Origin of the sequence: Pseudomonas aylmerensis (genome assembly GCF_001702265.1) — a bacterium.
GTDB classification, from domain to species: domain Bacteria; phylum Pseudomonadota; class Gammaproteobacteria; order Pseudomonadales; family Pseudomonadaceae; genus Aquipseudomonas; species Aquipseudomonas aylmerensis.
The window spans coordinates 193,670-217,031 of the sequence record NZ_MAUE01000026.1; the positions used below are offsets into that span (position 1 = coordinate 193,670).

Sequence of the window (23,362 nt, forward strand, 5' to 3'; positions counted from 1 at the left end):
GGCCTATTTTCAGTTTGATCTTAAAGACAGCCACCGAGTCGGCTCGCATAATGGCGCCCACAGCGTCAGCCCGCACCTCAATAGACTAAGTCACGTCACCTACCTGTAGCCGTGCTGGTTGAGTTGCACTAGAAAAGAACCGTTTCTTATTGCAGTTGTGCGCAACAGTGCACTTCAAGGCAGCGGGTCACTGTGCGCCCGAAAAAGGATTAATTACGAAGTCAGGAGGTGGATACCCAGCAACTCGTGAAGTGAAGTGCGGCCCTGTGATGCGTTATTAAAGTAACGCCAATGAATATAAACTTGAGAGATGATGAAGTATGAAGAAGCAACGTTTACTGCCTGTGCAGGCGGCGCTCCTGAGTGTGTGTGGTGGCCTGATGTTGTCCACTACTGTCAGCGCCGCGGAAGCCGGTACTATTACTTTTAACGGTAAAGTTACGGATGAAACTTGCCAGGTGACCACCGGCTCGTCGGGCGATTTTACCGTGGACCTGGCGACCGCCAAAGTGGCTGACCTGGCCCAGGCCGGTGCTACCGCGATGCCGTCCAACTTCCGTATTGCGGTCAATCAATGCTCGCCGACCGTGACCAATGTACGCGCGCAGTTTCTCTACGATGCCAACCTGGTCGACGTCAGTTCGGGCGTGCTGAAAAACCAGTTGAGCGGCGATACCTCCGCCACCAATGTGGGCCTGCAGCTTTACAACTACGCAGACAACTCCGTGATCAAGCCAGGCGACGCTGGCGCTGCCAAGAGCTTCACCGTGCAAGACGGTGCGGCTGAAATGATCTACGGCGTGCAGTACTACGCGACCGGCAAGTCCACGGCGGGCCTGGTGAAGAGCCAGGTCAAATACCAATTGAGCTATAACTGAGAACGTCCCTCTGCGCGGACATCGCGCAGAGGGGACTACCCTGACTATGCGGATATATCGTCTATTAACAGGTTGCCTGCTCATTTATTTAATGAGCTTCGATGCTCGCGCCAATATCGTTTTGGGCGGCACTCGGTTGATCTATCCAGGCGGCGAACGTGAAGTCACGCTGCCCCTGTCGAACAAGGGCGCGACCCCGGCACTGGTGCAATCGTGGATGGATGACGGCGCCACCGACTCTACGCCGGAGAACAGCTCCGCGCCGTTCCTGATCATGCCGCCGCTGACCCGTATCGAAGGCCAGGCCTCGCAGACCCTGCGGATCCTGTTCAATGGAACAGCATTGCGGCCAGACCGTGAATCGCTGTTCTGGCTGAATGTACTTGAAGTACCACCGGTGCCGGAAAAGTCGAGAAACAAGAATAACTTGTTATTGGCTGTTCAAAGTCGAATTAAAGTGTTCTATCGACCCGCGACACTCCGCAGCTCCTTGCATGACGCCGCGAAGCATTTGACGTGGCAGGTGTTCGGCGACGGCGCACAGTTGAAGTTGCGCTGCACGAATACTTCGCCATTGCATGTCTCGTTTGCCGATATACAGGTGAAGTGGGCGGGCAAGACACTCAGTAATACTGACGGTAATCATATGGTTGCCCCGGGCGGCGAAGCCGTGTTTGAACTGCACCCGCAGACCGCGCGCCTGCCTGAACTAAAAGCCCAGGGCATACAGTTTAATTATATTAACGACTATGGCGCCTTGAAAACCGTGAACGCGCAGTTCGACTAAGTTCAATTACCCTTTTGTTAAAAGTCTATGAACCGTTTTGATCGATCGATATTACGCAGAAAAGTGTTTCTGGCGGCACCGTCATGCTCAATCGTTCGTTTCTGGGCGGTCGCGTGCCTCGTGTTCAGCACGGCAGATGACAACGTGATGGCGGATGAGCCGGTGCTGCCGGCGGCCGCTGCACAGGTGGACTTCCAGGATGCCGAGTTCACCAGTTCGTTTCTGGTGGGCAATGCCAAGCGTACGGATATGTCGCGTTACCAGAAGGGCAACCCGGTATTGCCAGGAAATTACGATTTGGAGGTTTACATCAATGGCAAGCAGGTGACGCGCGCCAAGGTCGAGTTTGCAGATGAGGCCAACAGCAATATCGCGCAAGCCTGTTTCACGCTCGCAGCGCTGAAACGGCTGGGCATCGATACACAGCCATTGGTGCCGTTCAACGGTTGTCGCAAGCTCAAGGCGGTGCTGCCCAACACGGTCTCCTATGCCGACATCGGTGAGCAGAAGCTCTACCTGCAAATCCCCCAGGCCAACTTGCGGCGTACCCCGCGTGGTTATGTAGAGCCCGAGTACTGGGACGCGGGCATTACCGCGGCGAAACTTGATTACAATCTGAACTATTTCAGCACACAGAACGACCACTACGGCAGCACCGACTCTGCCTACCTGGGCTTGCGTGGCGGGTTCAATTTTGGCCTTTGGCAGTTCCGACATAACGCAAATGTGAACTGGACCCAGGGGGGCAAAGCCGAATGGACCCGCATGTCCACCTACCTTCAGCGGCCAGTGGCGCAGCTCAAGAGCCAGGTGACCCTGGGCGAGATCAATACCAAAGGCGTGGGGTTCGACAGCATCGCTGTGCGCGGTGTCAGCCTGGCCTCGGACGAGCGCATGTTTCCCGATTCACAGATCGGTTTCGCGCCGGTGATCCGCAGTTTCGCGCGCAGCAATGCGCGAGTGGAGGTGTGGCAGAACGATATAAAGCTCTATCAGACCACGGTCACGCCCGGCAACTTCGTGATCGACGATCTGTACCCCACAGGCTATGGCGGCAACCTGAATGTCGTGGTTACCGAGGCCGACGGAAGTGAGCGGCGCTTCGATGTGCCTTATTCGTCGATCACCAACCTGATGCGTCCGGGGCGCGCCAAATACGACCTGGTGGCTGGCCGGCTGTATAACCAGAACCTGGCCAGCGATGCCCATCTGTTCCAGGGCACGTTGTTCTATGGTCTGAACAACAGCCTGACCGGCTACGGCGGGTTCCAGGTCAGCGAAGGCTTTCACGCGGGGCTCGCGGGTGTCGGACTGAACACCTCGCTGGGGGCGTTTTCGGTCGACCTGACCCAGGAGACCACCCAACTGGGCGCTCGTAGCGGTTCGGCTTCGGGGCACAGCGTCAAGGTGGCGTACAGCAAGTTGCTGAGCGAAACCCGCACTAACTTTACCCTCGCTGCCTACCGCTACTCGTCGTCCAAATACATGACGCTTTCCCAGGCGGTCGATGCGCGTGAGCGGGTCAAGACCCCGGGCTATCAGGATGAATGGCTGTGGTATGGCAATGAGCGTGACCGCTTCGATATCAGCATCGATCAGCCGGTAAGCACTTATGGCTCGCTGTTCCTGACCGGTAGCACCAGCAAGACCTGGGGGGGCTCGGGATCCTCGAGCCGGCAGTTTGAAGTGGGCTTCAACGGCAGCGTCGGAGATGTCAGCTACAGCCTTTCCGCCAGTCGCAATAACGATGAGTTCGTCGGCGCCCAGACCCAGTACTTCCTGAGCCTGAATATTCCATTGGGCAGCGGCGCCAAGTCACCGACGCTGAGCACGCAGTACACCGGCGGGCGCGGGCAAGGCAGCACGCTGCGCAACTACTTGAGCGGGGTGGCCGATGACGAGGGGCGCCTGAGCTACGGGGTCGCCCACGCGGCGGACACCAACACCTCAAGCTCGGGCAGCGTCAATGCTCAATACCGCGGCGACCGCAGCACCGTTCGCGCGTCGTACGAACAGGGTGGGGACTACAAATCCACCTCGCTGGGCAGCGATGGCAGCCTGGTGGTGCACAGCGGCGGGGTGACGCTATCGCCGAATACCGGCGACACCATTGCACTGGTCTCCGCACCGGGCGGCGAGGGCGCGAGCATTGGTGGATTGTCCGGCCTGGTCATCGATAAAAACGGCTATGGCGTGATGCCGTATTTATCGCCCTATCGCATGAACAATATCAACCTGGACCCCAAGGGCAGCTCGATGGATGTCACGTTCCAGAACACCACGCAACAGGTCGCACCCTTTGCCGGCGCAATTGTCCGCGTCGATTTCCAGACCCGGGTCGGGCGGTCGGCGGTGATCCATATCACCAATGGCAGCAACCTCAAGTTGCCGTTCGGCGCGGATGTACGCGACGAGCGTGGCAATGTGGTCGGTGTGGTCGGCCAGGGCAACAACCTGTTTGTCCAAGGCGTTGAAAACAACGGCGCACTGAGCGTGAACCTGCCGGACGAATCAACCTGTCAGGTTGCATATCGATTCGGCGAGAAAACGGCGAGCGGCACCAAGGGGCTGCTACAAACGCAAGCGCCGTGCCTGCTGCGCGAAGGTACCCGTCTGAGCAGTCGATGAAAATGACCAGACTTATTTATGCAGTGTTTCAGGTGTGTGCCTGGCTAATGGTTTCAACGTCGGCTTATGCGGTGTGCGGGATGATGCCCAACTATCAGGAAGGCGCGGTAGTCGATATAACCATGGGCCGCATATCGGTACCTTCGGGGGTTGCCGTGGGTGACGTGTTTTACAGTAAGGAGTTTCCTATTGTTGGCAGTTTTTTCGCCATTGTTTCTTGCAAGCCGGGTGATACAACGCAATGGCGAGTCGTACAAGGCACTGCCACTACTATCACTAACGTCTACACAACTAACATTGCCGGTGTCGGCATGCGTACCAGTTGGATACCCGCACAATCGGCTTCACCGTTTTATGCTGGAGAACAGACCACCTGGAAACTTGGGATGCCCGGTGTCAGTGGCTCGGCGGCGCAAAACACCTTGGTCTTCAATGTCGGCGGAACAGTTGTCGTTGAATTGATCAAGCTGAGCGACACCGTCGGTTCCGGTGCATTGGCGGGTGGTACCTACACCAACAACACGGCGCAGAGTGTTTACCCGTTCAACAGTGGTGTGTTCCTGACCACGCGCATCACCGGTGGCGGCAGTGAAATCGTGCCGGAAACGGGTACCTGCTCGATCGGCGACCTGAGTGTGGATCTGGCTCCGGCGCCATTCGGCCGCTTCACCGGGCAGGGCTCCACCACGGGCGACACACCTTTCAACGTGCCGTTTACCTGTTCCGGAGCCAACGGCGCAGTCACCCTGACCCTGGACGCAGACAAGTTCATGCCCGACGGCAGCCTGGGCCTGATCAAACCGCAGGCCGGCGTGAACAATGCCTCTTGCGTGGCGCTGCAAGTACTCGATGCCTCCAGCGGGCTGCCCGCGATACTCGGGGCGACTCAAGTCGTGGGCACGGTGTTTAACAATTCGACAAGTTTCAACTTGCCCTATTTAGTGCGTTATTACCAAAGTTCTGGCGGCACTAATTGCGTCACACCCGGGCTTGTAAAAGGTACCGCAACGGTCACTGTGAAGTATCAATAAAAGGCGCTTTAAAGGGTTTGCTACGCCCTCTCTGACTGGGGGCATGGCGGGCATTCTGTTGCCGAGCGCTTTTGTTGGATGACAACTAACGTCAAGGATTGGATTAATGAACTCTGCGAAGAAACCCCTCAGTTTTGCAATCAGTTATGCCCTCTTCGTTGCACTGGCGCCGGTGCAGGCGGCCACTATCGGGCCTGTTGACGTATCGTCCGAGGCGGGTGACCTGCTGGTACTGGATAATGACCAGGTTTCGTTCACCGGCAAAGGTGCGGCCGTTCGCGTTGTGGGGGGGCAAAATGAATTCATCGGCACGACCATGGATATCCACGCGACCGCCGGCGGGCCTAACGATGCCGTGACGGGGCTGCAAGCGCAGGGCGGTGGGCGGGGCACACTGCAGGGCTCAACCATCAAGGCCAGCGGCTATTTCGGCGACGGTGCCAGCGCCAGCGGTGCAGGCTCGCATGTGCAACTGGGGCAGACCGACATCACCACCGACGGCGCCCGTGGCCGTGGGGTCATGGTCAATCAGGGCTCCAGCGCGCAGATCATCGGCGGCACGGTCACCACTACAGGGCTTATGGCCGACGGGCTCTCTGCCATGGGCGCCGGTTCGACCATCAGCGCCAGTGGCACGAGCGTATCGACCGCCGGCAATGCGGCCTACGCAGTGCGGGCGCAACAGGGGGCGCGCATCAAGTTGAACAACGTCAGCGCCACCGCCCATGGCCAGACTGCCGCGATCGCCATCACCGGTACGGACAGCGTGGTCACCGCCGACGGCGTGACCGCACAATCCGACGGCGCCCAGGGCGTGGAGATGCAAGAAGGACGTCTGGAGTTCAGCAATGGCAGCATCCAGGCCAAGACTGACGGCATCCTGATCCGGCCGAGTTCTCCCAACGGTGGGGGGACGGCGGTAGTACGCAATTCCCAGGTCCTCTCTCAAACCGGCAACGGCATCAACCTTGATGCCAAAGGTGCGTCCCTGGAACTGTACGAGTCCCAGATCAGCGCCAAAGGGGATAATGGTTCGGCGATCTGGATGCCCGGCAGCGACAGTCACGCCGACGTGCACGACAGTCAGCTGGAAACATGGGGCACACAGGCGGCCGCGGTGGACAATCGCGCCGGTATTTTCCAGATGGACGGCGGCCGCGTGGTCACCCACGGTGACTCGTCCCACGGGCTCTATGCATCAACCGACGTGATCGGTGGCCAGTCGGGGGCGCCCGGGGCGACGTTCGATGTGATGAACGTGGTGATCGAGACCTTTGGCGTCGGGTCGGTCGGCGCCTTAGCCCGGCTGGGCGGGACACGGATGGTGTTGTCCGACAGCCAGCTGTTGACCCACGGTGATCTCAGTCATGGCCTACTGGTTTCAGGCGATGATGCCAGCTTGCAGACGACTCGCACGAATGTGGTCACCGAAGGTAACTCGGCGTATGGCCTGTCGGTCAGCAACAATGCCACGGCAGACCTGACCGACACCCACATCGAGACCGCTGGAGAGAAAGCCTACGGGCTGGTGAGCCAGGCAACCATCGCGGGTATCACCAACCAACTCGATCTCACTGACAGTACGGTACTGGCCCACGACAGCAGTGCCTTGCGCGTCTCCGGCGGCAGCTTGCTCAGTCATCTGACCCACAGCAGCCTGGTGGGGCGCAGCGCCGATCAGCCCGCGACGGCAGTATGGATTACCGACGGTGCCAATGGGCTGGCCGCCGACCTCGTCCGGCTGGACAGCGATCACTCGTTCATCGATGGCGATGTCCTGGTCGAGGGTGGCGCGCTGCAGTTGAGCCTGAACAATCAGTCACGCCTCGAAGGTGCGGTGAACGATACCCCTGGCCATTCCAGCCTCAGTCTGGACGACAGCAGCACCTGGCTGATGCGGGGCGACTCCAGTGTCGGCCAACTGACAAATAAGGGCAGCGTGGAATTCGCCACGCCGGCAGCGAGCGATTTCATGCGCCTGAAAGTCGTCGGCGACCTTCAGGGCGACGGGCAGTACATCATGAATACTGATCTGGGCGCGCTGCGCGGCGACCGGCTTGAGGTGGGCGGCCAGGTGACCGGTAATAACCAGTTGCTGGTGCGCAACAGCGGCACCGAGCCGTCGGGCGGCGGGCAGAAATTGCTGTTGATCGACAGCCAGGGGGGCGTCGGCGACTTCACGCTGGCCAACCGTGGCCAGGAGGTGGATGTAGGCACCTACCGCTACACCTTGCAACGTGACGACAGTGCGAGCGGCCAATCGCAGTGGAGCCTGGTCAACATCACCGAGCAACTGTCCACTGCCGCCAGCGCGGCGATCAACAGCAGCGCGTTGGCGACCCTGCGTGACACCTGGGATGCTGAGCGCGGCAGCCTGATCCAGCGCCTGGGCGATGTGCGCGGCGATGGCCACGACGAAGGGGTGTGGATGCGCAGCTATGGTCAGGAGCAGCAACTGGATAACGGCGCAGGGCGGCACTTCACGCAGAACCTCAACGGCGTCCAGGTGGGTGTGGATGGCCGGATGGCGCGCAGCAACGGTTCGCTGATCCTCGGCGGCCTTGCCGGTTACAGTCACGCCAATCGCAGCTTCAATGGCGAGGGCAGCGGTAAGCTCGAAAGTTACTACATCGGTGCCTACGCCACTTACCTGGACGATTCGGGTTGGTACACTGACAGCCTGCTGACACTCAATCGCTGGTCCACTCGGTTCGACGTGGACGCTACCGACGGCAAACGCGTCAGCGGTAAAACCCACAGCAACGGCGCTGGCCTCTCGGTGGAAACCGGCAAGCGCCTGGATTTCTCCCATGGCTGGTTTGTTGAGCCCCAAGCGCAGTTGTCGGCGTTGTACGGTGGCGGTGATCGTTACCGGTTGAGCAACGACATGCGCGTCGACGCCGACGATGGCATTTCAGCCCAGTTGCGCGGCGGCGCGCTGGTTGGGCGCCAGATGCGGTTGGAGGGTGATTTTGCGATCCAGCCGTACCTCAAGGCTGGCTGGATCCAGGACCTGTCAGCGCGCAACCAGGTCAAGACCAACGACGTCAGCAGCCACCCCGACGGCAATGGCGGTGGCTGGTATGCCGGGGCAGGTATTACTGCGGCCATGGGCAGGAGCCAGCATCTATATGCCGATGTCGAGACCAGTGACAGTTCTACCCAAAAGCGCCCGTGGGCTTTGAACATTGGTTACCGGCTGGCGTGGTAAATCGGCGGCGACCAATGTTAACAAATGTTAAATCGAAAAATAACTTCACATAATCCGTTCATTGGTGGATGATCGACTGCAATTCCAATGCGGCTCGCCGGTGTAGCGCGAGCCGCCGTTTACCCCTGGAGTACCCCATGAATAATAAGAATGTCGGTGTGATCGGTCTGGGCGCGATGGGGCTGGGCATTGCCCGTTCGCTGTTGCGCGCAGGCTTTAATGTGCATGCCTGTGATGTGCGCGACGCGGTGACCCAGCAGTTCGCCAGCGAAGGCGGGGTGGCGTGCGCGTCGCCGGCGCTGATGGCGGATGCCTGTGATGTGATCATCACCGTGGTGGTCAACGCCGAGCAGACCGAAACAGTCCTGTTCGGTGAAGGCGGCGCGGTGGCGGCGTTGCGCCCGGCGAGCCTGGTGATCGGCTGCGCCACCGTGGCCCCGACCTACGCCGTCGAGCTTGGCCAGCGCCTGGCGGACCAGGGCCTGCTGTACCTGGACGCGCCGATCTCCGGTGGCGCGGCCAAGGCGGCGGCCGGCGAAATGACCATGATGACCTCCGGCCCGCAAGCGGCCTACGCCAAGGCCGAAACCGTGCTGGCTGGCATGGCGGGCAAGGTCTACCGCTTGGGCGATGTGCATGGCCTGGGCTCCAAGGTGAAAATCATCAACCAGTTGCTCGCCGGGGTGCACATTGCCGCCTCTGCCGAAGCCATGGCCCTGGGCCTGCGCGAAGGCGTGGATGCGGATGCCTTGTACGAGGTGATCACCCACAGCGCCGGCAATTCCTGGATGTTCGAAAACCGCGTGCCGCACATTCTCAAGGCCGATTACACGCCGCTGTCGGCGGTGGATATTTTCGTCAAGGACCTCGGCCTGGTGCTGGATACTGCCCGCGCGAGCAAATTCCCGCTGCCGCTCTCGGCGACCGCGCACCAGATGTTCATGCAGGCCTCCAGTGCCGGTTTTGGCCGTGAGGACGACTCGGCGGTGATCAAGATTTTCCCCGGCATCGACCTGCCGACTGCCAAGCCTGAGCCTGTGTGAGGAACGCCGCATGACTAACCCAACGGCACGCCCATTGCTGGGCTGCATCGCTGACGATTTCACCGGCGCCACCGACCTCGCCAACATGCTCGTGCGTGGCGGCATGCGCACGGTGCAAAGCATCGGCATCCCCAGCCGTGAAGTCGCGGCCGGGCTGGATGCGGACGCGATTGTGATCGCGCTCAAGTCGCGCACGACACCGGTCGCCGAGGCGGTCGAGGAGTCCCTGGCCGCACTGGCCTGGCTGCGCGAGCAGGGGTGCGAGCAGATTTTCTTCAAGTACTGCTCGACCTTCGACTCTACCGCCGCCGGCAATATCGGCCAGGTCAGCGAAGCTTTGCTCAAGGCGCTGGGCAGTGATTTCACCTTGGCTTGCCCGGCGTTCCCGGAAAACGGCCGCACGATTTTTCGCGGGCATCTGTTTGTGCAGGACCAACTGCTCAACGAGTCGGGCATGCAGCATCACCCGCTGACGCCGATGGGCGACGCGAATCTGGTGCGCGTGCTGCAAAGCCAGACCCAACTGCCGGTCGGGCTGCTGCGTTATGACAGCATCGCTGCCGGCGTCGAGGCCACGCGCAACAAGATTGCCGAACTGCGCGCGCAAGGCGTGGGCATTGCCATCGCCGACGCGCTGTCGGACCAGGATCTCTACACCCTCGGCAGTGCCTGCGCCGACTTGCCATTGCTCACCGGCGGCTCGGGCCTGGCATTGGGCTTGCCGGGCAATTTTCGTCGCGCCGGCAAACTGCGTGATTTCGACGCGGCGGCGTTGCCAAGCATCAGCGGCGGCGAGGTTGTGCTGGCTGGCAGTGCATCGGTGGCGACCCTCGGCCAGGTCGCCGCCTGGTGCGAATCGGGGCGCCCGGCGCTGCGCATCGACCCGCTGGCCCTGGCCGCCGGTGAGCCGGTGGTGGCCCAGGCGCTGGCGTTTGCCCAGGGCAGTGCACACACCGTATTGATCTACGCCAGCAGCACCCCGGACGAGGTCAAGGCGGTGCAACAGCAGCTCGGCGTCGAACGCGCCGGCGCGCTGGTCGAGAATGCCTTGGGGGCGATCGCGGCGGGCTTGCGCGAGCAAGGCGTGCGACGCTTTGTGATTGCCGGCGGCGAAACCTCCGGCGCGGTGGTCAAGGCGCTCGGGGTCAACCTGCTGCAGATCGGCGCGCAGATTGATCCGGGCGTGCCGGCCACCGTCAGCAGTTCTGCCGAGCCGCTGGCACTCGCGCTGAAATCCGGCAACTTCGGTGGCCGCGACTTCTTCACCAAAGCCCTCGCGCAATTGGCCGGAGGTGCGCAATGAGCGGCACCGACGAGCAGGCCCTGCGCGAAGAAATCTGCGACGTTGGCCATAGCCTGTACCAGCGCGGCTACACCGTGGGCAGTGCCGGCAATATCAGCGCGCGCCTCGACGATGGCTGGCTGATCACGCCGACGGATGTGTGCCTCGGTCGCCTGGCGCCTGGCGCCATTGCCAAGGTCAACCTCAAGGGCGAGTGGGTGTCCGGGGACAAGCCGTCCAAGACCCTGGCCCTGCATCGCCAGGTCTACGACCGCAACCCGAGTGTCGGCGGCGTGGTGCATACCCACTCCACTCACCTGGTGGCGTTGACCCTGGCCGGGGTGTGGCGCGCGGACGATATCTTGCCGCCGCTCACGCCTTATCAGGTGATGAAAGTCGGGCACATTCCACTGATCGGCTATCAGCGCCCGGGTTCGCCCAAGGTCGCCGAGCAAGTCGCGCAACTGGCCAACCGCGTGCGCGGGGTGATGCTTGAACGCCTCGGTCCGGTAGTTTGGGAAAGCTCGGTGGCCAAGGCCAGCTACGCGCTGGAAGAGTTGGAAGAAACCGCACGGCTGTGGTTGATGAGCAACCCTCGGCCGGCGCCGCTGGATCAGGCGGCACTGGATGAATTGCGCGAGACGTTCGGCGCGCACTGGTAACCCGCAAGACACACCGCAAGTGCTGCCCGAGCGCCTGGTTTGACGCTCGACGGACCCGGCTTGCTTAAAAAAACAATAACAACAGGACTTACCCGCATGAGCCCATTGATTCTGATGTTAACCGCCGGCGCGGGCATCGCGCTGCTGCTGTTTTTGGTACTCAAATACAAATTCCAGCCGTTTGTGGCGCTGATGCTGGTCAGTATCGTGGTCGCGCTGGTGGCCGGGGTGAAACCGGCTGACCTGGTCGCGACCATCGAAGGCGGCATGGGCAAGACCCTGGGGCATATCGCGATCATCATTGCCCTGGGCGCGATGATCGGGCGGATCATCGAGCTGTCCGGCGGTGCCGAGGCCCTGGCCAAGTCGCTGATCGAGCGTTTCGGCAATAGCCGCACGCCGCTGGCCTTGACCATCGCCGGGTTCATTATTGGGGTGCCGGTGTTCTTCGAGGTCGGGGTGATTATCCTGATGCCGCTGGCCTATGGCGTGGCCCGCCGCGCGCGCAAGCCGCTGCTGGTGTTCGCCTTGCCGATGTGTGCGGCGCTGCTGACCGTGCATGCCTTCCTGCCACCCCATCCCGGTGCCGTGGCTGCCGCCAGCCAACTGGGTGCCGACCTGGGCCGCGTGCTGATGTTCGGCCTGCCGATCACCGCGTTGCTGTGCTACATCGGCTACCGCGTGGCAGGGCGCATGACCCGTCGTTTCTACCCGATGACCGACGATATCCGCGCCGAAGTGTACGGCCCGCACGTGACCAATGAAGACTTGCGCGCCTGGACCAACGGCAACCCACAGGCGGTGCAACAGAGTGCCGTGGCCGAGTCGCACATGGGCCTGGAGGAATCCACCAGCGCCATCGCCGCCAAGCTGCCGGCGGCGCCTGCACCGGGTTTCGGCTTGATTGTCGGCCTGATTTTGCTGCCGATCGTGCTGATTCTGCTGGGCACCCTGGCGACCTCGTTGCTGCCGATCGAGTCGACCCTGCGTGGGGTCATGACCGTGCTCGGCGCGCCGCTGGTGGCGCTGCTGATCGATACGTTGCTGTGCGCCTGGCTGCTCGGTTCACGCCGGGGCTGGAGCCGCAGCCAGGTGTCCGACGTGATCGGCTCGGCCTTGCCGGGTGTGGCCATGGTGATCCTGATCGCCGGTGCCGGCGGCGTGTTCGGCAAGGTGCTGGTGGACACCGGCATCGGCGCGGTAGTCTCCGACATGCTGCGCACCACCGGCCTGCCGTTGCTGGCGCTGGGCTTCTTGTTGACCATGTTGCTGCGCGCGGTGCAGGGTTCGACCACCGTGGCCCTGGTGACCACGGCGGGGATCATCAGCCCGCTGATCGTGACGCTCAACCTCACCCCCAACCACATGGCGCTGCTGTGCCTGGCCATGGGCGGTGGCGGGCTGGCGATGTCGCATATCAACGACGCCGGCTACTGGATCTTCACCAAGCTTGCCGGGCTCAACGTCGCGGACGGTTTGCGCACGTGGACGGTGATCACCACGTTGCTCGGTACTTTGGGTTTCCTGATAACCCTGCTGATCTGGCCTTTTGTCTGAATCCTGGGAGCTTTTATGCCTCGTTTTGCTGCCAACCTGAGCATGCTGTACCCGCAACATGATTTCCTCGAGCGCTTCGCTGCGGCGAAGGCCGATGGTTTTGACGCGGTGGAATATCTGTTTCCCTACGACTACAGCGCCGAGGCACTCAAGCAGCGCCTGAGCGACAACGGCCTGGAGCAGGCGCTGTTCAACGCGCCGCCAGGCGACTGGGCCGCCGGGGAGCGCGGTATCGCCACGCTGCCGGGGCGTGAGGCCGAGTTTCGCAGCGGCTTCGACCGGGCGCTGGACTATGCCGCGGTGCTGGGCAATTCCCGTGTGCATGTGATGGCCGGGCTGTTGCCGTCGGAGTCCTTGCGCGAGCGTCATCATGCCGTGTACCTGGAGAACCTGGCCTACGCCAGCGCGGCGGCGGCCAAGGTCGGCGTCACGGTGCTGCTGGAGCCGATCAACACTCGCGACATGCCGGGTTTTTTCCTCAATCGCCAGGACCAGGCGCACGCCATCTGCCGTGAAGTTGGCGCGAGCAACCTCAAGGTGCAGTTCGACTGCTATCACTGCCAGATTGTCGAGGGTGACCTGGCCACCAAGTTGCGCCGCGACTTCGACGGCATCGGCCACATCCAGATTGCCGGCGTGCCTGACCGCCATGAGCCGGACCTGGGTGAGGTGAACTACGCGTATCTGTTCGAGCTGATGGATCAACTGGGGTATGACGGTTGGGTCGGCTGCGAGTACCGGCCACGGGGCGATACGTCGGTGGGGCTGCAGTGGTTGCGGGACTGGAAGGTGCGTTGAGCTGGGGGGACTGGCGAGGGTGGGGCAGATAGATCTCTAGCGCCTATGCCGCCGCCTTCGCGGCCTCGCTGGGGCTCGACGGCTCCCACAGGGAGGCGGCGGGGGCTGTGGGGATTTTTGTTTGGCAATAGAGATTACCAGGTGGGCGCTGGGTTGCTGGCGAGGGGGGGCAGGTAGATCTCTAGCGCCTATGCCGGCGTCTTCGCGGCCTCGCTGGGGCTCGACGGCTCCCACAAGGGGGGGCGGGGTGGCCGTGGGGATTTTTGTTTGGCGATAGGGATCACCAGGTAGGGGCTGGGTTGCCGGCGAGGGGGAGGGTCAGGCGGGCGGCGGGTCGCTGGGTAGCATCAGTTCGATGCCACGCTTGCGGATGCCATCGGCGGCAGCCGGGGCGAGGGCGTCGTCGCTGATGATTATGTCGAACGGCTCCAGCCCGGTGATGCGGTACATGCTGAAGGTGCCGTATTTGGAACTGCTCGCCACCAGCACGACCTGGGACGCAGATTGCATCGCCACTTGCTTGACCTCGACCTTCAACGCCGAGGGCGTGGTGATGCCGCGGTGCAGGTCCCACGAGCTGGTCGACACGAACGCGATGTCCGTGACCACCTGGCGCAGGGTGGCCACCGCCAGGCCGCCGACCGAAGAATGGTTGTCATGGTCGAGTTGCCCGCCGGTGTGGATCACCGTCACCTGCGGCGCGTCCATCAAGGCCTGCACGATCCCGAAATCGTTGGTCACCACGGTCATCCCCGATAGCGCCTTGATGTAGGGCACGATCTCCAGCGTGCTGGTGCCGGCATCCAGGTACACCGTCATGTCCGCGTGCAGCAGTCGCGCGGCCAATCGCGCCATCGCCTGCTTCTGCGGCAATTCGACGACGGCCTTGGATTGATGGCTGGGCTCGCTGTGCAGCTGGCTGGCAATACGCACCCCACCGGTCACCGAATACGCGCGGCCGTCCTGTTCCAACAGGGCGATGTCGCGGCGCACGGTCATGTGCGAGCAGTCGAACATCTCCATCAACTGATGCACGCTGAGCACTTGATGCTTGCGCAACTGGCGCAGGATCAACTCTCGCCGCTGCTCGGGAATCATCGGGGCGCTGCTGTCGGGGGCAGTGTCCTTGGGGTTGGGCATTGAGGCTCCGGATCGATCTGACTATGGGCGGGCAACTGCTGCACATAGTAGCGAATACGCGCGGCGTTCGCCTGCTCCCTGCAGGCGATTGCCGCGCATGGCCGGTCAGAACTTGAAGCGTCCCACCAGGCCCTTGAGCTGGCCGGAAATATCGGTCAAGCGACCCGAGCCGGTCTGCGCCGAATGCGCGAAGCCTTCGACCAACTGCGCGTCGGCGTGGATCTGCGCGATGTGCCGGTTGATCTCCTCCGCGACCTGGTGCTGTTCCTCGGCGGCGGTGGCGATCTGGGTGTTCTGGTCGCGGATCGAATCCACAGAGCCACGGATCTTGTCGAAGCTGTCGCGCGCCTGCTGGATACGCTCCACGCTGGTGTGCGATACCAGCAGGCTGCCTTGCATCTGCTGGGTGACTTCCTGGGTGCGGCGGGCGAGGTTGCCCAACAGGCTGTCGATCTCGCCGGTGGAGTCGGCGGTGCGCCGTGCCAGTGCCCGCACTTCGTCGGCAACCACCGCGAAACCACGGCCCTGGTCACCGGCGCGCGCGGCTTCAATCGCGGCGTTCAGCGCCAGCAGGTTGGTCTGTTCGGCAATCGAGCGAATGGTGTCGAGGATGGTGTTGATGTTTTTGCTGTCCTGCTCCAGCTGCTGCATGGTCTGGGTCGAGCGCTGCAGGTCTTCGCTGAGCTTGAGCACGCTGCCGGTCGCTTCGCCGATATGCTGCTGGCCGTCGTGCACGTCGCGATAGCCTTCATCGGCGCTGGTTGCGGCGGCGCTGCAGGAACGGGCGACTTCGTTGGCGGTGGCCACCATCTCGTTGAAAGCGGTGCTGACCAGCTCCACCGCTTCGCGTTGACGGCCGGCCGCCTGGTTCATGTTGTGCGCGACTTCGCTGGTGTCGGCGGCGGCGGTCTGCAGGTCGGAGGAGGCATTGCCGATACGCTGCACCAACTGCGCGATCATGCCCAGGAACTGGTTGAACCAGCCCGCCAGGGTGGCGGTTTCGTCCTTGCCCTGCACCGTGAGCTGGCGTGTCAGGTCGCCTTCACCTTCGGCGATCTCCTGCAGGCCGTTGGCGACCCCGCGAATCGGGCGCACGATCACGCTGGCAAAGCTGGCGCCGACAATCGCGAAGACCACGGCGAGTGCTGCCGCAATCGCAGCGATCAACCACGTGAGGCTCGTCGCACCGGCCATCACTTCGTCGCGCTTGATCAGGCCAATGAAGCGCCAGCCCAGGTCCTTGGAGCTGACCACGTTGGCCATGTAGGCCACGCCGTCGATGTCGACCTGGGTCACGCCGTCGCCGCGCTTGGCCAGTTCGGCGTAGTTGGCGCCGAGATCGGCGAGGGGCTTGAAGTTATGCTTGGCGTCGCTGGGGTCCACCAGCACGTTGCCGTTGGCTTCCACCAGCATCAGATAGCCGCTGTCGCCCAGCTTGATGTTGCGCACCAGTTCGGTGAGCTGCTTGAGCGACACGTCCAGGCCGACCACGCCGAGGATGTTGCCGGTGGCGTCGGCCACGGTGTGCACGGTGCCGATCAATACCACGTCGTCCGGCGCCCAGTAATACGCACCGGTGCGCACGGTTTTGCCCGGCGCGGCGATGGCCGCCTTATACCAGGGGCGCACGCGCGGGTCGTAATTGTTCAGTTTGGTGTCGTCCGGCCAGCTGGCGTAGCCACCGTCGCTCAGGCCCAGGGACAGGTAGGCGGTGCTGGGATGGCTTTTGGCGAACTGGTCGAAAATATCCAGCAGGTCTTTGTTCGTGGGGGTGAGGGGGATTTGCGCGGCGTCGGCGCCGGCGTAGTTCTTGAGGTCCTTGGCCGCGACAACGCGCGGGTCCTTGGCCACATAATCGACGTTCTGGCTGATGCCATCGAAGAACTGCTTCATGCCATTGTCGATCTGGCGGATCTCGCGGCCGCTGCTGTCGAGGAAATTGGCCAGGGCCCCCTCGCGCACATTCAGCACCACCAGGACGGCCACCAGGATGACCGGCAGGCACGCGATGGCCGCAAAGGCCCAGGTCAGCTTCTGCTTGATATTCATGACTTCACCCGCGGGTATTTATAGTTTTGGCAAGGGGAAAACAGTAGCGTCGAGCGTCGCATGTGTTGTTATCGGGGAGGTGCTGCCCATGCGTACCCCCTGTATATCGACTGCGCGGGCACGCACTTGAGGCCGAAGTGGGCGGTCAACCGATCCGGTCGCCACCCAGCGCATCACGCTGCATGGACTGCAGGTTTTTCTCGATGGTTTCGCAGATGGTTTCCATCTGGATCTGGTGCTCGCTGGAGTTGAACGGGCTTTGCAGGTCGGTACCGATGCGCTCGATGGCCAGCAGCATGAAGCCCACCACCGTGGAGGCCAGCGGTGTGAACCAGCCCAGGGATTCGACCAGGCCCACCGGCACGATCAGGCAGAACAGCGAGATAAACAGGCGCGGAAAATACACGTAGGGGTAGGGCAGGGGCGTGTTGGCGATCCGTTCCATGCCGCCCTGGGCGTTGGACAAGTCCACCAGGGTCGATTCCAGCCGCGCCAAGCGAATGCTGTCCAGGTGCCCGGTCTTGTATTCCCTGGCCAGCAGCGCCGCCGAGCCGGTCAGGATGTCATTGGCAAAATTGTTGGTGGCGCCGTTGCGCGCGAACTCTTCGGACGGGATAAACGCGCGTACTTCTTCAGGGCACGGCTCGCCCTTGAGGTGCGCGGCCAGGCAGTTCACGTAGGCCACATGGCGGCGCAACAGCGTGGCCTTGACCGGGTTCACTTCGCCGTCGGGGTCATCGAGCAGGGTCAGCACCTGGCGGGCGAAACTGCGCGAATTGTTGACCATCGCCCCCCACAACGTGCGGGCTTCCCACCAACGGTTGTAGGCGCTGCTGTTACGAAAACTGATCAGCACCACCAGCGCCGAACCCAGCAGCGTCAGCGGCATCAGCGGCAAGTTGATCTTGGTGGTCAGGAACAGCATGAAGTCCACGGTGACGGCAACGTCCCACAGCAACAGCCAGAACAGGGCCCAGCCCACGTAGCCCATGGTCTTGATGATCAGGCGGTACTTTTTGATGATGGCGGCTTTCAAACGAGAACCTCGCGGCGGCGGTCGGCGACAGTGCCTTAGCTCGGACGCCGGCTTACGGGGAAGGTTCGCCGCAGCGACTGAAACGGTTAAGCCATCGGGGTCTTTTTGGAACAATTTTGGTAGCGACGGTGTCCCCTGCGCTAATCACGATAGATTGCGCCCAAGGCAAAACGCCATTATCGGTGCTGCAATTGAGATCAGTGAATCCAAGTTGTTTGATCAGGGCTCTTTCTCATGTGCAGTGGTTCGTTGAAGTTGGCGATGGAACAGTCGGCGCGGGCGTTCGAGCGCCATGTGGATTTTGAAGCGTGTATTCGTACCCATTATTCGATCTTGCTGGAGTGCTATTCAAAAAGACCCTTTTTCTACAAGACCGCACTCAAGTTCAGTCGCTTGATGGTGTCCTTTACGTTATTGAGCACGTATTTCTCCAAACCGGTGCCATTGCTGTCCGAGGTGAAAGAGTTTTGTATGGCGCGTGGGTTCTGTTCCAGAAACAGCCTGGAGTCGATCTTCCTGCTGTTCCGGGCGCTGGGGTTCATGACGGTGTCCAGGCATGCGGATGACAGCCGTTTGCGGGTATTCAGCCCGTCATCCCAAGCCTGCGAGGAGGTCAGGCGGATGCTCACGTCGGTGGTCGAGCCGCTGGGCGTGATGTGCCCGGAAACCGCAGTGTGCGGCTCAATGAACGGGTTGGATGATCGCGCCTATCTGGCACGTTATTTCAAAGGGTTTTCGGTCCTTCTGAGCCATAACGTGACCATTGACCTGTTGATGCCCGACTGTTACTGGCTGGTAAAGCGCGATGCCGGGCATATGTTGATGCTGGCGATCTATAACGATGCGTGTGCGCTGGATAATCAAGGGGCAAGTTTCAGGTCTTCGTCGTACCTTTCCATCGCTGAGCAACTCTCGGTGTCCAAGACCCACGTTATTCGTCTGGTGCAAGAGGGGGCCGACCGGGGCTATTTCAAGGTTCATTCCAAGACACTGCTTGAAGTCCTGCCACCTTTTATCGTGTTGGTAAGGCGGTTCATGGCTTATTCGTTTGCGACCTGCCTGCACAGTCTTCAACTGAGTCATGTCGATAACAAAGCGGCCACTCATGCACAGGGAGTGACGGGATGCCAGCTAATGTGAAACTCAGGCCACGGATGCAAAGGCTGTTGTCGCCCGCCATTGCCCAGGCCGAACTGATCGGGATTTTCGCCTGGCTGGCGGTGTTGCTGGTTGATCGCGCAGAGATGTTCGGCTGGCCGGTCGCGCTGGTCACGATGGGTCTGTGCGCGGTGTATGGGGTCCACCGGGTGGTGACTCAGTATGTGCTGTGGCGGGCGCTGGGCGTGGCCTACATGGTGCTGCTGACCGCAGGTTTTGCCTATGTGGTTCACACCCGCCCCGCGTTGCAGGTGTTCGCCTTGCCGCTGGCCGTGACCTTGGTGATGAGCAGCGCAATCCTGTTTATCGTGGTCCAGGATTTTCTGTTCTGCGCCGCTGTGGTCTGGTTGCTGACGTGGCCCAGCATTCAACTGAGCCTCTATGAAGGCGTCGACAGCTACGTGGTTATCTTTTGCGCCGCGTCGGTGGCGATCGGCTTTATCTTGAATGTCTATTACCTGAAAAACCTGCGCTCCGTGTTACTGGTCGAGAGTGAGTTTCGGGAATTGGCCGAGACGGATTATTTGACCTCCATCCTGAACCGGCGAGCCTTTATGGAGAGTTTCGCCAAACTGATTGAGGCCGGTGATACCGGTTACTTCATGATGTTGGATATCGACAGTTTCAAGTTGAAGAATGACCAGTTCGGCCATGACGTCGGCGACAGGATTCTCTGCGCGATGGCCGCGTGCCTGAAATCCACCCCCGGCAGCCACAGTTTCGGCAGGATTGGCGGTGAGGAATTTGGCGTGCTGCTGGTGGGCGATGACCCTGATGTCGCCAGCGATTTTGCGCTGCGGCTATTGCATGGGATTCGCTACAGTGTCGCACCGCCCCATCACTACACCTGCAGTGCGGGCATGACGCGTTTTACGGCTGGGGACGATATGTCGACGGTCCTCAAGCGTGCCGACCGCAATCTCTACGCCGCCAAGGGCAACGGCAAGGACCGCGTGTATTTGGATGGCGCGCCGGTCTGCCATGGAGTGCCTTAGCTCGGACGCCGGCTTGCGGGGAAGGTTCGCCTTGGACCAGAAACGTTTAAGTGACGTGCGCTTCGGTTGAGGTGGAAGGAGGGCGCCATGCTATGCTCTGGAGGCTAATTGAGGGATTTCAGATGACTAAAACCGCCGATATCAGTATTGCCAGCCATGTGCGCCGCCTGGCCAGGGCTCATCATGTTACCGCTGAGCGTGATGGCATAAGCCGGATGGCTGCTGCGATTACCAGCCTGGCTGGCGATGTGGTCGAGCTGGATGGTGTGGAGCAACTGTTGGTCAATCTCAAGAGGAAGGGTGTTCTGAGTAAATCGGAAACCCTGGCGCTTCAGGGCAGTTACCTCAAAGAGAAGCGGCGCTCCAAGAAGAAGCTAAGCGCATGAATTTTGATCCCTTCGGCGATTTTGAGACCGCTGGGTACCTTCAAAATGCTCTACAGCTTAAAGATCCCATCGAAGTAAAAGAGTCAGAGCATCTATCGTTCGAACTGAGTATGGAAGACGCGCTTCGATACTTGGCCCAAAAAAAAAGTATCGATTACTCGTCCGTACTCAAAGTGCACGAGATCCTGTTCTCGGATTTTTATCACTGGGCGGGTAAGGATCGAACTGAGCTTGTTCCACATCTTGCCGTTTTCAAAGGTTCTCAAGACGATCCACACCATACCCCGTTTGAGCATCCGGCATCGATCAAGCTCTCCGTCGACTATGCATTTGAGCTGGCGTCGAACAAGAAGCGCTTCAGGGAGCGCCCTGGTGACGTCATGGGCCAGTTGGCATTCGCGCATCCTTTTCTCGATGGCAATGGGCGCACGATTCTGCTGGTTTTCATGGAGCTTTGTTATCGAGCCAAGTTCGCCATTGAATGGTCAAAAACCAACAAGGATGATTACCTCCGGGCACTCAGTGCGGAAATCAAAGAGCCGTTTAAAGGGCATCTGAATGATTACCTGCAACCCTTCGTGGTCGATATTGCACATCGTGATGAATGGCCAGGAATGATAGGTGGCCTAAAAGGTCTGGATGGGCTTGATAAGGAAAGGATTACCTACGAAAGCCTTGATAATCCTGAGGTTCAAAAGATTTACACAACCTACAGAGCGCAATCGCTCGCTGCGCCTTCATCCAAAAAATAGGACCACGATGTCCAGAGTTGGCGTGATTTCCGATACCCATGGCCTGCTGCGGCCTGAAGCGGTGGCGGCCTTGCAGGGATGCAAGCAGATCATCCATGCCGGCGATATTGGCAGCCCTGAGATTCTTGAGCAGTTGGCACAGATCGCACCCCTGCACGTGGTGCGTGGCAACAATGACCAGGACGCGGCGTGGGCGGAGCAGGTGCCCGACCATCTGCTGCTGGATGTGGACGGATGGCGGACGTTGGTGGTGCATGACATCGCCGACGTACCCGCCTTACTCGACACGCCTACGCGGCTGGTGATCACCGGCCATTCGCACAAGCCCCTGATCGAATGGCGGGGCGCAACGCTGTATGTGAACCCCGGCAGTGCAGGGCGGCGGCGCTTCAAGTTGCCGGTGACGTTGGCGGTGCTGGAGGTGCAGGAGCTGACGATCGAGTCGCGGCTGGTCGCGCTGCTGGACTGATCCGGTTTTTATCGTTGCGTCAGGATGCTCTGCAACAATCCCGGAAACCGTTCCTCAAGCACCTCGCCGCGCAATGAATTCATATGGGTAGTGCCCACGCTGCGGGTGTGTACCAGGCCGGCATCGCGCAGGACCCGGAAGTGGTGGGACATGCTGGACTTGGGGCGCCCGCCGTCCAGTTCGCCGCAACTGGCCTCGGGCACGCCGGCCAGGCAGCGGACAATCTCCAGACGCACCGGATCACTCAGCGCGTACAACAGGCGCTCGAGGGTCAGGTCTTCCGGGGTGGGGTGTTTAAAGGCTCGCATGAAACGAATCATAACAGGGGGCTATCATCGAATACCATAGTTCGATTACCATCGAACTATCGAATCAACCACTCGCTCCCGGAGTTCTCAATGTCCGCTTTGTTCGAACCGTTCAAACTCAAAGACGTCACCCTGCGCAATCGCATCGCCATCCCGCCAATGTGCCAATACATGGCCGATGACGGCATCGTCAACGACTGGCACCTCGTGCACCTGGCCAGCATGGCCCGTGGCGGCGCCGGTTTGCTGGTGGTCGAGGCCACCGCTGTAGCGCCCGAGGGGCGTATCACCCCAGGCTGCGCCGGTATCTGGAGCGACGCCCACGCCCAGGCGTTCGTGCCCATGGTCAAGGCCATCAAGGCCGCCGGCTCGGTGCCAGGCATCCAGATCGGCCACGCCGGCCGCAAGGCCAGCGCCAACCGCCCATGGGAAGGCGATGACCACATCCCGGCTTCCGATGCCCGCAGATGGGAAACCATCGCGCCGTCGGCCATCGCGTTCGGTGCCAACCTGCCTCAGGTCCCACGCGCCATGACCCTGGACGACATCGCCCGGGTGCGCCAGGACTTCGTCGACGCCGCGCGCCGTGCCCGTGACGCTGGCTTTGAATGGATCGAACTGCACTTCGCCCACGGCTACCTGGGCCAGAGCTTCTTCTCCGAGCACTCCAACCAGCGTACCGACGCCTACGGTGGCAGCTTCGACAACCGCAGCCGTTTCCTCCTGGAAACCCTCGCGGCGGTGCGTGAAGTCTGGCCGGAAAACCTGCCGCTGACCGCGCGTTTCGGTGTGATCGAATACGACGGGCGCGACGAACAGACCCTCACCGAGTCCATCGAACTGGCCCGTCGTTTCAAGGCCGGTGGCCTGGACTTGCTGAGCGTCAGCGTGGGCTTCTCGACCCCCGACGCCAACATCCCGTGGGGGCCTGCGTTTATGGGTCCGATCGCCGAGCGCGTCCGCCGCGAAGCCGGTATCCCGGTGACTTCGGCCTGGGGCTTTGGCACCCCGCAACTGGCAGACGGCGCATTGCAGGCCGGCCAGCTGGACCTGGTGTCGGTCGGCCGAGCACACCTGGCTGACCCCCATTGGGCCTACTTTGCCGCCAAGGAACTGGGCGTAGAGAAGTCGTCCTGGACCTTGCCTGCGCCTTACGCGCATTGGCTGGAACGCTATCGCTGAGGCGAACCGC

The 23,362-nt window shown here is 61.2% G+C and carries 19 protein-coding genes and 2 pseudogenes; 16 read left to right on the forward strand and 5 right to left on the reverse strand.

The window, feature by feature from the left end; genetic code table 11:
• The first annotated feature begins 320 nt into the window (after positions 1–320).
• The 10 genes from BBG20_RS18515 (at position 321) to otnI (ending at position 13,877) form a co-directional block, all read left to right on the forward strand.
• A complete protein-coding gene (locus BBG20_RS18515; RefSeq protein WP_065905762.1) occupies positions 321–878 on the forward strand; it encodes a fimbrial protein in 558 nt (185 codons plus the stop codon).
• Between the two features lie 91 nt (positions 879–969).
• Entirely contained in the window at positions 970–1,665 is a 696-nt protein-coding gene (locus tag BBG20_RS18520; RefSeq protein WP_158267395.1) for a fimbrial biogenesis chaperone, read from the forward strand.
• Positions 1,666–1,785: 120 nt separating this feature from the next.
• Positions 1,786–4,293 carry a fimbria/pilus outer membrane usher protein gene (locus tag BBG20_RS18525; RefSeq protein WP_158267394.1) on the forward strand — a complete coding sequence of 836 codons (2,508 nt, stop codon included), beginning with the start codon at positions 1,786–1,788 and terminating at the stop codon, positions 4,291–4,293.
• Entirely contained in the window at positions 4,290–5,324 is a 1,035-nt protein-coding gene (locus BBG20_RS31930) for a fimbrial protein (protein WP_083221431.1), read from the forward strand. The genes BBG20_RS18525 and BBG20_RS31930 overlap by 4 nt, the downstream gene beginning before the upstream one ends.
• Positions 5,325–5,430: 106 nt before the next feature.
• Entirely contained in the window at positions 5,431–8,535 is a 3,105-nt protein-coding gene (locus tag BBG20_RS18535; protein ID WP_083221432.1) for an autotransporter outer membrane beta-barrel domain-containing protein, read from the forward strand.
• Between the two features lie 68 nt (positions 8,536–8,603).
• Complete coding sequence (gene ltnD, locus BBG20_RS18540; protein WP_404940344.1) at positions 8,604–9,578, forward strand: L-threonate dehydrogenase; 975 nt, start codon at positions 8,604–8,606, stop codon at positions 9,576–9,578.
• Between the two features lie 10 nt (positions 9,579–9,588).
• On the forward strand, positions 9,589–10,881 hold the full coding sequence (gene otnK, locus BBG20_RS18545) for a 3-oxo-tetronate kinase (RefSeq protein ID WP_065905771.1): 1,293 nt from the start codon (positions 9,589–9,591) through the stop codon (positions 10,879–10,881).
• Positions 10,878–11,522, forward strand: coding sequence for a 3-oxo-tetronate 4-phosphate decarboxylase (gene otnC, locus BBG20_RS18550; protein ID WP_065905772.1), 645 nt, complete (start codon positions 10,878–10,880; stop codon positions 11,520–11,522). Before otnK ends, otnC begins: the two co-directional genes overlap by 4 nt.
• A gap of 96 nt (positions 11,523–11,618) precedes the next feature.
• On the forward strand, positions 11,619–13,079 hold the full coding sequence (locus BBG20_RS18555) for a GntT/GntP/DsdX family permease (RefSeq protein ID WP_065905773.1): 1,461 nt from the start codon (positions 11,619–11,621) through the stop codon (positions 13,077–13,079).
• A 15-nt stretch (positions 13,080–13,094) separates the two neighbouring features.
• Entirely contained in the window at positions 13,095–13,877 is a 783-nt protein-coding gene (gene otnI / locus BBG20_RS18560) for a 2-oxo-tetronate isomerase (protein WP_065905774.1), read from the forward strand.
• 318 nt (positions 13,878–14,195) lie between these two features.
• On the opposite strand, the gene BBG20_RS18565 is transcribed toward otnI, so the two are convergent.
• The 4 genes and pseudogenes from BBG20_RS18565 to BBG20_RS18575 all read right to left on the reverse strand — a co-directional run bounded on the left by BBG20_RS18565 (position 14,196) and on the right by BBG20_RS18575 (position 18,102).
• Complete coding sequence (locus BBG20_RS18565) at positions 14,196–15,017, reverse strand: DeoR/GlpR family DNA-binding transcription regulator (RefSeq protein WP_065905775.1); 822 nt, start codon at positions 15,015–15,017, stop codon at positions 14,196–14,198.
• Between the two features lie 105 nt (positions 15,018–15,122).
• Positions 15,123–15,665: pseudogene (locus BBG20_RS33525) on the reverse strand (methyl-accepting chemotaxis protein); the annotation flags it as partial.
• Between the two features lie 318 nt (positions 15,666–15,983).
• A pseudogene (locus BBG20_RS33530) lies at positions 15,984–17,066 on the reverse strand (HAMP domain-containing protein); the annotation flags it as partial.
• A 145-nt stretch (positions 17,067–17,211) separates the two neighbouring features.
• Entirely contained in the window at positions 17,212–18,102 is an 891-nt protein-coding gene (locus BBG20_RS18575; RefSeq protein ID WP_065905778.1) for a bestrophin family protein, read from the reverse strand.
• A gap of 261 nt (positions 18,103–18,363) precedes the next feature.
• Between BBG20_RS18575 and BBG20_RS18580 the strand changes: the two genes are divergently transcribed.
• From BBG20_RS18580 to BBG20_RS18600, 5 genes are all read left to right on the forward strand, one after another.
• The gene (locus BBG20_RS18580; protein WP_065905780.1) at positions 18,364–19,242 is read left to right on the forward strand and encodes a hypothetical protein; all 879 of its coding nucleotides are present in this window, start codon (positions 18,364–18,366) and stop codon (positions 19,240–19,242) included.
• On the forward strand, positions 19,227–20,255 hold the full coding sequence (locus tag BBG20_RS18585) for a GGDEF domain-containing protein (RefSeq protein WP_065905782.1): 1,029 nt from the start codon (positions 19,227–19,229) through the stop codon (positions 20,253–20,255). Before BBG20_RS18580 ends, BBG20_RS18585 begins: the two co-directional genes overlap by 16 nt.
• 122 nt (positions 20,256–20,377) lie before the next feature.
• Entirely contained in the window at positions 20,378–20,641 is a 264-nt protein-coding gene (locus BBG20_RS18590) for a hypothetical protein (protein WP_065906106.1), read from the forward strand.
• Positions 20,638–21,393, forward strand: coding sequence for a Fic/DOC family protein (locus BBG20_RS18595; RefSeq protein WP_065905785.1), 756 nt, complete (start codon positions 20,638–20,640; stop codon positions 21,391–21,393). Before BBG20_RS18590 ends, BBG20_RS18595 begins: the two co-directional genes overlap by 4 nt.
• Positions 21,394–21,400: 7 nt before the next feature.
• On the forward strand, positions 21,401–21,862 hold the full coding sequence (locus BBG20_RS18600; protein WP_065905787.1) for a metallophosphoesterase family protein: 462 nt from the start codon (positions 21,401–21,403) through the stop codon (positions 21,860–21,862).
• An 8-nt stretch (positions 21,863–21,870) separates the two neighbouring features.
• Here BBG20_RS18600 and BBG20_RS18605 read toward each other — a convergent pair whose 3' ends face one another.
• The gene (locus BBG20_RS18605) at positions 21,871–22,182 is read right to left on the reverse strand and encodes an ArsR/SmtB family transcription factor (RefSeq protein ID WP_027603612.1); all 312 of its coding nucleotides are present in this window, start codon (positions 22,180–22,182) and stop codon (positions 21,871–21,873) included.
• Positions 22,183–22,260: 78 nt separating this feature from the next.
• On the opposite strand from BBG20_RS18605, the gene BBG20_RS18610 reads away from it, so the two are divergent.
• Positions 22,261–23,352 carry an NADH:flavin oxidoreductase/NADH oxidase gene (locus BBG20_RS18610; protein ID WP_065905789.1) on the forward strand — a complete coding sequence of 364 codons (1,092 nt, stop codon included), beginning with the start codon at positions 22,261–22,263 and terminating at the stop codon, positions 23,350–23,352.
• The last annotated feature ends 10 nt before the right edge of the window (positions 23,353–23,362 follow it).